Consider the following 13,054-nt stretch of genomic DNA (forward strand, 5'->3'; position numbering starts at 1 on the left):
CTTGACCGCTCAGCACGGAGCCAACCCGCTCCGTGACGCCGCGGACCGACGGCTCCCGCGTATCGCGGGGCCGTCGGGCCTGGTCATCTTCGGCGTCACGGGGGACCTCTCGCGCAAGAAGCTGATGCCCGCCGTCTACGACCTGGCCAACCGCGGCCTGCTGCCGCCGGGCTTCTCCCTCATCGGCTTCGCGCGCCGCGACTGGGAGGACGAGGACTTCGCCCAGGTCGTGCACGACGCGGTGAAGGAGCACGCCCGCACGCCGTTCCGCGAGGAGGTCTGGCAGCAGCTCTTCCAGGGGATGCGCTTCGTCCAGGGCGCCTTCGACGACGACCAGGCGTTCGAGACCCTCAAGGCCACGATCGACGAACTCGACAAGGCGCAGGGCACGGGCGGCAACTTCGCCTTCTACCTCTCGGTGCCGCCGAAGTTCTTCCCCGACGTCGTCCAGCAGCTCAAGAAGCACGGCCTCGCCGACGCCCCCGAGGGCGCCTGGCGGCGCGCGGTCATCGAGAAGCCCTTCGGGCACGACCTCGCCTCGGCCAAGGAGCTGAACGCGATCGTCCACGAGGTCTTCGACCCCGACCAGGTCTTCCGCATCGACCACTACCTCGGCAAGGAGACCGTCCAGAACATCCTGGCGCTCCGCTTCGCCAACCAGATGTTCGAGCCGATCTGGAACCGCTCGTACGTCGACCACGTGCAGATCACGATGGCCGAGGACATCGGCATCGGGGGTCGCGCCGGCTACTACGACGGCATCGGCGCCGCCCGCGACGTCATCCAGAACCACCTGCTCCAGCTCATGGCGCTCACCGCCATGGAGGAGCCCGCCTCCTTCGACGCCGACGCGCTCGTCGCGGAGAAGACGAAGGTGCTGCGCGCCGTGCGCCTCCCGGCCGACCTCGGCCGCGACACCGTGCGCGGCCAGTACGCGGCGGGCTGGCAGGGCGGCGAACGGGCCGTGGGCTACCTCGAAGAGGACGGCATCGACCCCAAGTCGAAGACCGACACCTACGCGGCGATCAAGCTCGGCGTCGACAACCGGCGCTGGGCCGGGGTGCCGTTCTACCTGCGCACCGGCAAGCGGCTCGGCCGCCGCGTCACCGAGATCGCGATCGTCTTCCAGCGCGCCCCGCACTCCCCCTTCGACCAGACCGCCACGGAGGAGCTGGGGCAGAACGCCCTGGTCATCCGCGTGCAGCCGGACGAGGGCGTGACGGTGCGCTTCGGCTCGAAGGTCCCCGGCACCTCGATGGAGGTACGGGACGTGTCGATGGACTTCGCCTACGGCGAGTCCTTCACCGAGTCGAGCCCCGAGGCGTACGAGCGGCTCATCCTCGACGTCCTCCTCGGCGACGCGAACCTCTTCCCGCGCACGGAGGAGGTCGAGCTGTCCTGGAAGATCCTCGACCCCATCGAGGAGCACTGGAACCGCCACGGCAGGCCCGCCCAGTACCCCTCGGGTACCTGGGGCCCCACCGAGGCGGACGACATGCTCCGACGCGACGGACGGAGCTGGAGGCGGCCATGAAGATCGATCTCACGGACACCACGTCCAGCAAGATCAACAAGGCGCTCGTCCAGGGCCGCCGCTCGCTCGGCGCGCCCACCGTCGGCATGGTGCTCACCCTCGTCATCGTCACCGACGAGGAGAACGCCTACGACGCGCTGCGCGCCGCGCACGACGCCTCGCGCGAGCACCCCTCGCGCATCCTCGTCGTCATCAAGCGCGTCTCCCGGGGCCCCCGCGATCGCGCCACGACCCGCCTCGACGCCGAGGTCCAGCTCGGTGGCGACACCGGCAACGGCACCGGCGAGACGGTCATGCTGCGGCTGTACGGCGAGGTGGGCGACCACGCCCAGTCCGTCGTGCTCCCGCTGCTGCTCCCGGACGCGCCCGTCGTCGTGTGGTGGCCGGTCAACGCGCCGGAGAACCCGGCGAAGGACCCGCTGGGCGCCCTCGCGCAGCGCAGGGTCACCGACTCCTACGCGGCCGAGCAGCCCATCCACGAGCTGAAGGCCCGCGCCGAGACGTACACGCCGGGGGACACCGACCTGGCCTGGACGCGGATCACGCCGTGGCGCTCGATGCTCGCGGCGGCGCTCGACCAGGTGGCCTGCGAGGTCACCTCGGTCGAGGTCCAGGGCGAGGAGTACAACCCGAGCGTGGAACTCCTCGCGATGTGGCTCGGCCACCGCCTCGCCGTCCCCGTCAAGCGCACCGCCTCGGAGGGCCCCGGGCTCACCTCGGTGCACATGGAGTCGGACTGCGGACCGGTCGTGCTCGACCGCAACGACGGCTCGCTCGCGACGCTGTCCGTCGAGGGCCAGCCGGACCGCGCGGTGGCGCTCAAGCGCCGCGAGACGGCGGAGCTGATCGCCGAGGAGCTGCGCAGGCTCGACCCGGACGACACCTACGCCGCGGCGCTGAAGTTCGGCGTCGACCGGCTCGACGAGCCGGCCGGGGCACAGACCGCGCCGACGCCCCAGGAGGCGGCGGCGGAGGCGGCCGAGACGGCCGAGACGGGGACGGGGACGCCGCAGGGCGGCACCGAGGCCCGCACGGGGGCGGCGAAGAAGACGGCGGCGCGCAAGTCCGCCAAGTCCACCGCTTCCGCGAGGAAGGCGACCACGTCATGAGCACCACGCCCGAACTCGTCGTCCACCAGGACAAGACCGAGATGGCCGCGGCGGCCGCCGCACGGCTGGTCACCCTGATCGTCGAGGCCCAGGCCGAGCGCGGCAGCGCCTCGGTCGCCCTCACGGGAGGCCGCAACGGCAACGGGCTGCTCGAGGCCCTCGCCGAGGAGCCGGGGCGTGACGCGATCGACTGGGGCCGCCTGGAGATCTGGTGGAGCGACGAGCGCTACCTGCCCGACGGCGACCCCGAGCGCAACGCGACGCAGGCGCGCGAGGCGCTGCTCGCGCGGGTGCCGCTCGACCCGGGCCAGGTCCACGAGATGCCCGCCTCGGACGGCCCGTACGAGCCGGACGCGGCGGCCCAGGTCTACGCGGCCGAACTCGCCGACGCGGCCTCGCGCGCCGGCTCGCACGGCGCCGTCCCGGCCTTCGACGTGCTCCTGCTCGGCGTCGGCCCGGACACGCACGTGGCCTCGCTCTTCCCCGAGCAGCCCGGCGTGCGCGAGCGGGACCGCTCGGTCATCGCGGTCCACGGCGCCCCGAAGCCCCCGCCGACCCGCCTCTCGCTGACCCTCCCCGCGATCCGCGCGGCCCGCGAGGTCTGGCTCCTGGCTGCGGGCGAGGACAAGGCCGAGGCGGTCCGCATCGCCCTCTCGGGGACGGGCGAGCTCCAGGCCCCCGCGGCGGGCGCCTACGGCACCCGCCGCACCCTGTGGCTCCTCGACACGGACGCGGCGTCCAAGCTGCCGCCCGAGCTGTACCCGAGGGACGTGGCCTGAGCCATCCGCACCATCGAAGGCCCGCCCCGGACACCGGCGCGGGCCTTCGGCGTACGCGGGCCCGGGGCCACCTGCTCGTCGGTCAGCGGGGGCACCGTCCCCGGGGGCGGGCGAGCCCGGACGCCGCCGCCGGTGCGCCGCGCGCGTTTCCGCCTCGCCCAGGCCGTACCCACCACCGTCCCGCTCGCGCGTCAGCACCCGGTGCTCGGCGCGGTAGCGGCGCGGCGCCGACGAGCCCCCGCTGAAGCGCGCGAGCGTCTCGCGCACCTCGTCCTTCGCGGAGGCCCGGCCGGGCACGCCCGCGGCCTCGGCCAGACGCGTCAGCAGTGCGGCGCGGACCCGCTGCTTCGCGGCTACGGAGCTGAGGCGGTCCTCGCCGACGCGCCCGGCCAGACGCCGGGGCACCCGTGCGGGCAGCCGCCCCGGCGTGTCGGCACACAGGCGGTCGCTCAGCGCCCGCGCAGCTCCCGGTACTTCGCGACGAGCGTCTTCGTCGAGGCGTCGAGCCCCGGGACCTCGGCCCCCTCGGTGAGGGCGGGCTCGACGCGCTTGGCGAGGACCTTGCCCAGCTCGACGCCCCACTGGTCGAAGGAGTCGATGTCCCACACGGCACCCTGCACGAACACCTTGTGCTCGTAGAGCGCGATGAGCTGCCCGAGCACGGAGGGGCTCAGCTCGGGGGCGAGCACGGTCGTGGTCGGGTGGTTGCCCCGGAAGGTCTTGTGCGGGACGAGGTCGTCGGCGACGCCCTCGGCCCGTACCTCCTCGGCGGTCTTGCCGAAGGCGAGCGCCTGCGTCTGCGCGAAGAAGTTCGCCATGAGCAGGTCGTGCTGCTCCGCGAGCTGCGGCTCCAGCTCGTCCACGGGCCGCGCGAAGCCGATGAAGTCGGCCGGGATGAGCTTCGTGCCCTGGTGGATGAGCTGGTAGTAGGCGTGCTGCCCGTTGGTGCCCGGGGTGCCCCAGACGACGGGGCCGGTCTGCCACTGCACCGGACGGCCCTCGCGGTCCACCGACTTGCCGTTGGACTCCATGTCGAGCTGCTGGAGGTAGGCGGTGAACTTCGAGAGGTAGTGCGAGTACGGGAGCACGGCGTGCGACTGCGCGTCGTGGAAGTTCCCGTACCAGATGCCGAGCAGGCCGAGGAGGAAGGGCGCGTTCTCCTCGATCGGGGCGGTGCGGAAGTGCTCGTCGATCTGGTGGAAGCCGTCGAGCATCTCGCGGAAGCGGTCCGGGCCGATCGCGATCATGAGCGAGAGGCCGATCGCGGAGTCGTAGGAGTACCGCCCGCCGACCCAGTCCCAGAACTCGAACATGTTGGCCGTGTCGATGCCGAAGTCCGCGACCTTCTCGCCGTTGGTCGAGAGGGCGACGAAGTGCTTCGCGACGGCTTCCTGCCCGGCGCCGAGCGCGTCGAGGAGCCAGGAGCGCGCGGAGGTCGCGTTGGTGATCGTCTCGATCGTCGTGAACGTCTTCGAGGCGATGATGAAGAGCGTCTCGGCCGCGTCGAGGCCCTGCACGGCCTCGTGCAGGTCGGCGCCGTCCACGTTGGAGACGAAGCGGACGGTCAGCGAGCGGTCCGTGTAGGGGCGCAGGACCTCGTGGGCCATCGCGGGACCGAGGTCGGAGCCGCCGATGCCGATGTTGACGACGTTCTTGATGCGCTTGCCCGTGTGCCCGGTCCAGGCCCCGGAGCGGACCTGTTCCGCGAAGGCGGCCATCTTGTCGAGCACGGCGTGCACGGCGGGCACGACGTTCTCGCCGTCGACCTCGATCACGGCGTCGCGCGGGGCGCGCAGCGCGGTGTGCAGCACCGCGCGGTCCTCGGTCGTGTTGATCTTCTCGCCCCGGAACATGGCGTCCCGCAGCTTCTCGACGCCCGTGGCCCGCGCGAGCTGACGCAGCAGGTCGAGGGTCTCGTCCGTCACGAGGTGCTTGGAGTAGTCCAGATACAGGTCACCGGCCGTCAGGCGGTACCGCGAGGCCCGCTCGGGATCGGCGTCGAACAGCTCCCGCAACCGCACCTCGCCGAGGGCTTCCCGGTGCTTGCCGAGAGCGTTCCACTCGGGCGTCTGGTTGAGCCGGGTCCGGCTTTCCGCGTTCATCAGGGACTTCTGCCTTCTCTCGTCCGTACGTACCGCCCCGCCGGCCCCAACCTAAACGATCAGGTGTCGCCAGGGGCGTCTTGGCCACCGCGCGATGCGGGTACCCCGGCAACGGCGGTGTCCTTCTTCGTCAGCAACGGCGAGCCGTCCGCTGATTCCCCGGCCGGCCCCTCCCCCACCCTCCGCACGGCGGGGAGCAGGGCGAGGACGGCGAGCACGAAGAACGCGGCGGCGAGGTAGGGCGGGGCCCCCGGTCCCCACCCGCGCACGGCGGCCCCGCCGAGGAGCGCGCCGAGCGGTGCCCCGGCGACGGCGCACGTGCGGAAGGCGGCGGAGACCCGGCCGAGCAGTTCCCGTCGCACGGCGCGCTGCATGAGGGTGCGCGAGCTGACGTTCCACACCATGCCGAGGCAGCCGAAGACGGCGAAGGCGGCCCCGGCCACGAGCCCGCCGGGAGCGAGGCCGAGGACGAGGAGGCACAGGATCTGCCCGGTGCCCGCGAGGAGCACGGCGCGGGCCTGGCCGAGGCGGCGCGCGAGCCGCGTGGCGAACAGGCCGCCGCCGATGCCCCCGACCCCGTACGCGGTGAGGAGCAGGGCGTACCCGCTGTCGTCGAGGCGCAGATGGCGACCGCTCACCAGGACGAGGGTCGCCACGAGCGAGGCCACGCCGACGTTGCAGAGCGTCGTGGCGGCGCAGAGACCGCGCAGCACCCGGTCCCTGGCGAGTGTGCGCAGCCCCTCGCCGATCTCGGCGCGCAGCGTCGAGCCGGCCGGTCTCGGGGGCCGTCCGGGCAGGACGCGGCGCAGCGGGGCGACGAGCGCGGCGGCGAGGAGGTAGCTCGCCGCGTCGGTGGCGAAGGGCAGCGCGGCGCCTCCGGCGAGGAGCAGGGGCGCGGCCGGGAGTCCGACGACGGTCTTGACGAGCTGCTGCCCGGTCATCAACCGGCTGTTCGCGCGCCCCAGTTGTTCCGGGGGGACGAGCGCGGGCAGGAGGGCGGTGGCGGCGTTGTCGAAGAGGGTCTCCATACTCGTGAGCGCGAAGGCGAGGACGAGGAGCAGCCCGATCGAGGCGTGCCCCGTCGCGACGACGACCGCGAAGGCCGCGACGAGCACGCCCCGTACGAGATCCACGGCGACCATCGCGCGCCGCTGGTCGAGCCGGTCGGCGAGCGCCCCGCCGAGCAGCCCGAAGAGCAGCCACGGCAGGTATCCGCAGGCGGAGACGGCCGCGATGAGCAGCGGATCGCGCGTGAGTGTCGTGGCGAGCAGGGGAAGCGCGGCGGCCCGTACGGCGTCCCCGAACGACGACACGGCCGCCGCGCCCCACAACCGCCCGAACCCGCCCCGCCAGGCGGGCGCGCTCTCGCGCGCTCCCCCCACCCTCGTCTCCGCCACGGCACCGGCCCCCGTCCGCTCCCGGGCCGCGCGCCACGGTACGCACGGCCTCTCGTCTGTCGCAGACCGTAACGGGCACCACTGACAATCGCCCTGACCTGCGGAAACAGCGAAGGCCCGGCCCCGGGTACGGGAACGGCCGGGCACCTGGGAGTGCCCGGCCGTCGTCGTCCGTTCCGCCCCGGCCCGCTTCCCCGCGTCCGGTCGCCCGCGTTCCGCCTCAGATCTCGCCGCGCAACTTCGCCAGCGCCTCCGCGAGGATCGCCTCGCCGTCCGCGTCGCTGCGCCGTTCGCGTACGTACGCGAGGTGGGTCTTGTACGGCTCGTTGCGCGGCGGGTCCGGAGGATTCTCCTGGTCCTGCCCCGCCGGGAAACCGCAGCGGGGGCAGTCCCACGTGTCGGGGACCTGCGCGTCGCTCGCGAAACTCGGCTGTGTCTCGTGCCCGTTGGCGCACCAGAAGGAGATGCGCAGGCGCGGGGCCGACTCGCCGCGCTCGGCCTCACCCATCGGGCCCGCCCCGACCCGGCTGCCCCGGATCGCGTTGCCACTTGCCACGGTCGTAACTCCCTGCGTGATGGTGCCGCGGGGCGCCGCACCCGTCACCGGGTCACACGCTCCGCCGCGGGCGCCTCGTGCACGTACGAGGTGTACGTACAAGGCCCAACGCGCACCCCCGGAAGGGAGTTACACCCACCCGGGGCGCGAGTCACCATGATAGGCCGCGTCCTTCGACGCCGTACCGGTCACGTAGCGCTCACTCCCCGGAGGGTGTACTTCGTCTCTCAGCTGTCGAACTTCATCAGCAGCCCGAGCACGACGATGCAGGCGAACCAGCACAACCCGAGCACGATGGTGATCCGGTCGAGGTTGCGCTCGGCGACCGAGGAACCGCCGACCGAGGACTGCATGCCGCCGCCGAACATGTCGGAGAGGCCACCGCCCTTGCCCTTGTGCATCAGCACGAGCAGCATCAGCAGCAGGCTGAAGACGATCAGGGCGATCGAGAACCCCATAACCACGGCTTGACCCTACTTTCAGCGAACTTCTCGGAGAGGTCCCCGCCGGGGCGGAGCCGTCTCTTGGCGGAGGACGGGGGCCGGTGCGCCGCGCGGACGCGGTCCGGCCCCCGTCAGGGTACTGGTGATCCGCCCCGGCGCCTACTCACCGCAGCTCACGGCCGCGGTCCGAGGGGCGGCGGGGCGGGCCCTCACTGCTCGCCGAAGCGGACGATCTTGACGAACTCGTCGGTGTCGAGCGAGGCACCGCCGATGAGGGCGCCGTCGATGTCGGGGCGCGCCATGATCTCGGCGACGTTGGCCGCCTTGACCGAGCCGCCGTACTGGATGCGCACGGCGTCGGCGAGCTCCTGGTCGTACAGCTCGGCGAGCTTGCCGCGGATCGCCCCGCACACCTCCTGCGCGTCATCGGGACCGCAGACCTTGCCGGTGCCGATGGCCCACACGGGCTCGTAGGCGACGACGATCGTGGCGGCCTGCTCGGCGGGCAGGTCCTTGAGGGCGGCCTCGACCTGGCCGAGGGTGTGCGCGACGTGCTCCCCGGCCTCGCGGACCGACTCCTCCTCGCCCACGCAGAGGATGGGGGTCAGGCCGTGCTTGTAGGCGGCCTTGATCTTGGCGTTGACGAGTTCGTCGGTCTCGTGGTGGTACTGGCGCCGCTCGGAGTGCCCGATGGCGACGTAGGCGCACTTGAGCTTGGCGAGCATGGCACCGGAGATCTCGCCGGTGTACGCGCCCGAGTCGTGCGCGGAGACGTCCTGGGCGCCGTATTTGATCTTCAGCTTGTCGCCGTCGACCAAGGTCTGCACGGAGCGCAGGTCGGTGAAGGGCGCGAGGACCGCGACCTCGACGGTCTCGTAGTCCTTGTCGGAGAGGGCGAAGGCGAGCTTCTGGACGTGCGCGATGGCCTCGAGGTGATTGAGGTTCATCTTCCAGTTGCCCGCCATCAGCGGAGTGCGGGTGGTCACGGGTGTTCAGTCCTCCAGTGCGGCGAGGCCGGGCAGGCTTGCGCCCTCAAGATATTCGAGGCTCGCGCCACCGCCGGTCGAGATGTGGCTGAAAGCGCTTTCGTCGAAGCCGAGGATACGGACGGCGGCGGCCGAGTCGCCGCCCCCGACCACGGTGAAGCCCTCGCTGTCGACGAGCGCCTGGGCGACGGCGCGGGTACCGGCGGCGAAGTCGGGGTGTTCGAAGACGCCCATCGGGCCGTTCCAGAAGACGGTCCGCGCGTCGGAGAGCTTGGCGGCGTAGAGCGCCTGGCTCTCGGGGCCGATGTCGAGACCGATGCCGTCGCCCGGGATGGCGTCGGCGGCGACCGTCTCGTGCGCGGTGGGCGCCTTGGCCTTCAGGTCGGGGAAGCTGCGCGCGACGACGACGTCGCTCGGGAGCACGAACTCGACGCCCTTCTCGGCGGCGCGCTTCAGGTACTCCTGGACGACCGGGATCTGGTCCTCCTGGAGGAGCGAGGCACCGACCTCGTGGCCCTTGGCGGCGAGGAAGGTGAAGACCATGCCGCCCCCGACGAGGATGCGGTCGGCGCGCTCCAGGAGGTGGTCGATGACGCCGAGCTTGTCGGAGACCTTCGCGCCGCCGAGGACGACGGCGTAGGGGCGCTGGACGTCCTCGGTGAGCTTCTTCAGGACGCCGACCTCGGTGGCGATGAGGTAACCCGCGTAGTGCGGCAGGAGTTTCGGCAGGTCGTAGACCGAGGCGTGCTTGCGGTGCACGGCGCCGAAGCCGTCGCCGACGTAGACGTCCGCGAGGTGCGAGAGCCGTTCGGCGAAGTCGCCGCGCTCGGCGTCGTCCTTGCTCGTCTCGCCGGGGTTGAAGCGCAGGTTCTCGATGACGGCGAGCTGACCGGGCTCCAGGCCGTCGACGGCCTCGTGCGCGGCGGGACCCACGGTGTCCTGCGCGAAGGCGACGGGACGGCCGAGCAGTTCACCGATGCGCTCGGCGGCGGGCAGCAGCGAGAAGGCGGGGTCCGGCTCGCCCTTGGGACGGCCGAGGTGCGAGGCGACGACGACCTTGGCACCGGCTTCGACGAGCGCGGTGAGGGTCGGCAGGACGGCGCGGATACGGCCGTCGTCGGTGATGACACCGTCCGCGAGGGGCACGTTGAGGTCGGCGCGGACGAAGACCCGCTTGCCGGACACTCCCTGCGAGATGAGTTCGTCGATCGTCTTCATGGGACTTGCAGACTCCTTGGCTGGCTGGCGGTGGCGGAGGGCGCGCCGACGGTGGCGGGCGGGGCGGCGGGGCCGGCCGCGAGAGGCAGCGTAGGGCGCCGCCGCCCGCGCCGTGCCGCCCGGTCCCCCGGACGAGCGACACCGGACGCCTTTCCGGGCGCCGCGGTGCGGGGCGGCACAGTACGAGGCGGCGCACCGGCCGCACGGACTGCGCGGGGGCGGCGCACCGGCCGCACGGACTGCGCGGGGGCGGCGCCCCGTCGCGCTACGGGCCCGCGCCTCGCTCGGGCACGGGTGTGGGGGCGACGCTCGGGCAGGGGTGCTGGCCCTCTCTCCGGCACAGGTGCGGGGCCCCGCCGCGCCGCCGGGCGGGACGGTCCCCGGCCCGGGACCGCCGCGTCGCCTGTGCGGTGGCGCGGCGCGTACGGGGCGGCTCCGGCCCGTCGGCGGGACGCGGGGCCCGGTGCCGTGGTCCCCGCACGGGGACAGGGCCCGTGCCGCGCGAGTCGCGCCGCCCGGACCCTGTCCGCATCGAGGTGCCTCAGCGGCCCGCGATCAGTACTGCTCGTCGGCTCAGAGCTTCTCGCCGACGAAGACCGTGAGGTCCACGAGGCGGTTCGAGTAGCCCCACTCGTTGTCGTACCAGCCGATGATCTTCACCTGGTTGCCCTCGGCCATGGTCAGCTCCGAGTCGAAGGTGCAGGAGGCGGGGGTGCCGACGATGTCCGAGGAGACGATCGGGTCGGCGGTGTAGACGAGGCGACCGGCGAGCGGGCCCTCCTGCGCGGCCTTCTCGAACGCGGCGTTGACCTCGTCCTTCGTGACCTCGCGGTCGAGGGTCACGACGAGGTCGGTGACCGAGCCGACCGGGACCGGCACGCGCATCGCGATGCCGTCGAGCTTGCCCTTGAGCTGCGGGAGGACCAGCGCGGTGGCCTTCGCGGCACCCGTCGTGGTCGGGATGATGTTCTCGGCGGCGGCACGGGCACGACGCAGGTCCTTGTGCGGGAAGTCAAGGATGCGCTGGTCGTTGGTGTACGCGTGGACCGTCGTCATCAGGCCCTTCTTGATGCCGAAGTTCTCGTCGAGAACCTTCGCCATCGGAGCCACACAGTTGGTGGTGCAGGAGGCGTTCGAGATGACGTTGTGCTGCGCCGGGTCGTACTGCGCCTCGTTGACGCCCATCACGATCGTGATGTCCTCGTCCTTGGCCGGGGCCGAGATCAGGACCTTCTTCGCGCCGCCCGCGATGTGCTTCTCGGCGTCGGCCTTCTTCGTGAAGATGCCGGTCGACTCGATGACGATGTCGACGCCCAGGTCGCCCCACGGGATGTCCTGCGGGTTGCGCTCGGAGAGCACCTTGATGGTGCGCGCACCCACGGTGATGGTGTCGGCGGTGTGCGAGACCTCTTCGCCCAGGGTGCCGAGCATCGTGTCGTACTTGAGCAGGTGGGCGGTGGTCGCGGTGTCACCGAGGTCGTTGACAGCCACGACCTCGATGTCCGCACCCTGCGCGAGCAGCGCGCGGAAGTAGTTGCGCCCGATGCGGCCGAAGCCGTTGATGCCTACGCGGATCGTCACGAACCGATCTCCTCGTTGGTACGCCGGTTTTCGACGCCGGCGAGTTGTATGGGATGTCCCCGACCGCCTCCGACCCTACCTCGCATGGGCCTGCCGGGTGACATTGAGCATGGCTCGGGGAGCGGGACGCCTTCTACCCGCGGGTAACGCGCCACCCTTCCCCCTCCGCTCATTCCCCGCCACGTGCGGAACAGGCCACCTGCGTCCCGCCCGAAGAAGCGGAACCTCGCCATTCCCTTCCCGCCACCACCCCTTCCGACCTGCGCCGATGCCGGGCCTCCGAGTTCCAGGAACGGACCCGTGACCGAATTCCGAACACGTTGCGCTCACTCGTTCCGCTTCCCGCTCGTTCGTGCGCACAAAGGAGCGCCACTGATACGGAAATGAGCACGGAACTCTTCTGGAATACCGCTCGCACCCGCACAGCGAATTTCCGGCGGGAGCAAGAGCCGGGTCATCCGGACGGATTACCGTCAGGAGTCCGCTTTAAGCCGGGAGCGACCGCATTGCCGCGGCGCGGGACCACGGCTACGGTCTACGACGACATCGCGTGCCGGTCACCGGCAGGGTGAGGCATGGAGGTGTCGGGAATCGCCCTCGGAGGCATCCCTTGTCTGTCGCCCTCAACCACACCATCGTCCACTCCCGGTACAACCGGGAGTCCGCGGAGTTCTTCGCCGGCCTGCTCGGCCTGGAGATCACCGCCGAGTGGGGCCCCTTCGTCGCCGTCGCCCTGAGCAACGGCGTCACCCTGGACTTCGCCGCGATCCCGGCGGACCGGATCACCCCGCAGCACTACGCCTTCCTGGTCTCCGATGAGGAGTTCACGGCGGCGTACGAGCGGATCACGCGGCGCGGCATCACGCACTACGCCGACCCCCACAAGCGGCGGCCCGGCACGATCAACCACAACGACGGTGGTCGCGGCGTGTACTTCATGGACCCCTCGGGCCACGCCATGGAGCTGATCACCGTGCCGTACGGGGGCTGGAACGCCTGAGCGTCCGCCCGGATACCGGCTCCTCGTACGTACGCGCCCCGAGGTGCCGGCTCCGGGTGCGTACGTGCCGGGAGGCGCTGGCCCCCGGTACGCGCGCCCCCGGTCCGCCCCTCGTCCCCGCGCGCTCGCCGCGGGACGACGCGGGGACCGGGGCGCTCGCAGCGGGACGGCGTGGGACCGGGGCGCGGCCGGACCGGTCGAGGAGACCGGTGAGCAGACCCGGGCTCCGCCGCGCGACGACGGGGGCGTATGCGGCCTCAGGCGAACCGGGCCCGGTGAGGCGGCGCCACATGCCCGGCGCCGATGCGCCACTAGCCCGGTGATGGCGCGTCACACGCCCAGCGCGGGA

The 13,054-nt window shown here is 72.0% G+C and carries 11 protein-coding genes; 4 read left to right on the forward strand and 7 right to left on the reverse strand.

The features are described from left to right. Position 1: 1 nt before the first annotated feature. Genes zwf through pgl form a run of 3 tightly spaced genes read left to right on the forward strand, consistent with a single transcriptional unit; the run spans position 2 to position 3,422 of the window. Positions 2-1,534, forward strand: coding sequence for a glucose-6-phosphate dehydrogenase (zwf, locus tag IF99_RS0113340; RefSeq protein ID WP_030996657.1), 1,533 nt, complete (start codon positions 2-4; stop codon positions 1,532-1,534). Then, a complete protein-coding gene (gene opcA / locus IF99_RS0113345; RefSeq protein ID WP_030996658.1) occupies positions 1,531-2,643 on the forward strand; it encodes a glucose-6-phosphate dehydrogenase assembly protein OpcA in 1,113 nt (370 codons plus the stop codon). Before zwf ends, opcA begins: the two co-directional genes overlap by 4 nt. Then, the gene (gene pgl / locus IF99_RS0113350; protein WP_030996659.1) at positions 2,640-3,422 is read left to right on the forward strand and encodes a 6-phosphogluconolactonase; all 783 of its coding nucleotides are present in this window, start codon (positions 2,640-2,642) and stop codon (positions 3,420-3,422) included. Before opcA ends, pgl begins: the two co-directional genes overlap by 4 nt. 449 nt (positions 3,423-3,871) lie before the next feature. Here the strand turns inward: pgl and pgi are convergent, their stop codons facing one another. The 7 genes from pgi to gap form a co-directional block, all read right to left on the reverse strand. Then, positions 3,872-5,524 carry a glucose-6-phosphate isomerase gene (gene pgi / locus IF99_RS0113355; protein WP_030996660.1) on the reverse strand — a complete coding sequence of 551 codons (1,653 nt, stop codon included), beginning with the start codon at positions 5,522-5,524 and terminating at the stop codon, positions 3,872-3,874. A gap of 59 nt (positions 5,525-5,583) precedes the next feature. Further along, positions 5,584-6,921, reverse strand: a complete 1,338-nt coding sequence (locus IF99_RS0113360) for an MFS transporter (RefSeq protein WP_234340684.1) — start codon at positions 6,919-6,921, stop codon at positions 5,584-5,586. A gap of 220 nt (positions 6,922-7,141) precedes the next feature. Further along, on the reverse strand, positions 7,142-7,429 hold the full coding sequence (locus IF99_RS0113365) for an RNA polymerase-binding protein RbpA (RefSeq protein WP_030996662.1): 288 nt from the start codon (positions 7,427-7,429) through the stop codon (positions 7,142-7,144). Positions 7,430-7,704: 275 nt separating this feature from the next. Beyond that, positions 7,705-7,935: a preprotein translocase subunit SecG gene (secG, locus tag IF99_RS0113370; protein WP_030996663.1), complete on the reverse strand. Its 231-nt coding sequence runs from the start codon at positions 7,933-7,935 to the stop codon at positions 7,705-7,707. Positions 7,936-8,129: 194 nt separating this feature from the next. Continuing rightward, positions 8,130-8,906 (reverse strand): triose-phosphate isomerase, encoded by a 777-nt coding sequence (tpiA, locus tag IF99_RS34890; RefSeq protein ID WP_030996664.1) that lies wholly within the window; start codon positions 8,904-8,906, stop codon positions 8,130-8,132. A 6-nt stretch (positions 8,907-8,912) separates the two neighbouring features. Beyond that, positions 8,913-10,124, reverse strand: coding sequence for a phosphoglycerate kinase (locus IF99_RS34895; protein WP_030996665.1), 1,212 nt, complete (start codon positions 10,122-10,124; stop codon positions 8,913-8,915). Positions 10,125-10,697: 573 nt separating this feature from the next. Then, the gene (gap, locus tag IF99_RS0113385) at positions 10,698-11,705 is read right to left on the reverse strand and encodes a type I glyceraldehyde-3-phosphate dehydrogenase (RefSeq protein ID WP_030996666.1); all 1,008 of its coding nucleotides are present in this window, start codon (positions 11,703-11,705) and stop codon (positions 10,698-10,700) included. Positions 11,706-12,315: 610 nt separating this feature from the next. On the opposite strand from gap, the gene IF99_RS0113390 reads away from it, so the two are divergent. Then, the gene (locus IF99_RS0113390) at positions 12,316-12,705 is read left to right on the forward strand and encodes a VOC family protein (protein WP_030996667.1); all 390 of its coding nucleotides are present in this window, start codon (positions 12,316-12,318) and stop codon (positions 12,703-12,705) included. Positions 12,706-13,054: the final 349 nt, after the last annotated feature.

The organism is Streptomyces sp. NRRL F-5630 (assembly GCF_000719475.1).
Lineage (GTDB): Bacteria > Actinomycetota > Actinomycetes > Streptomycetales > Streptomycetaceae > Streptomyces.

Coding starts and splice junctions, on each gene's coding strand:
- pgl (WP_030996659.1), top strand. CDS start 2,640: ATGAGCACCACGCCCGAACTCGTCGTCCACCAGGACAAGACCGAGATG.
- IF99_RS0113365 (WP_030996662.1), bottom strand. CDS start 7,429: ATGGGTGAGGCCGAGCGCGGCGAGTCGGCCCCGCGCCTGCGCATCTCC.
- pgi (WP_030996660.1), bottom strand. CDS start 5,524: ATGAACGCGGAAAGCCGGACCCGGCTCAACCAGACGCCCGAGTGGAAC.
- secG (WP_030996663.1), bottom strand. CDS start 7,935: ATGGGGTTCTCGATCGCCCTGATCGTCTTCAGCCTGCTGCTGATGCTG.
- IF99_RS34895 (WP_030996665.1), bottom strand. CDS start 10,124: ATGAAGACGATCGACGAACTCATCTCGCAGGGAGTGTCCGGCAAGCGG.
- opcA (WP_030996658.1), top strand. CDS start 1,531: ATGAAGATCGATCTCACGGACACCACGTCCAGCAAGATCAACAAGGCG.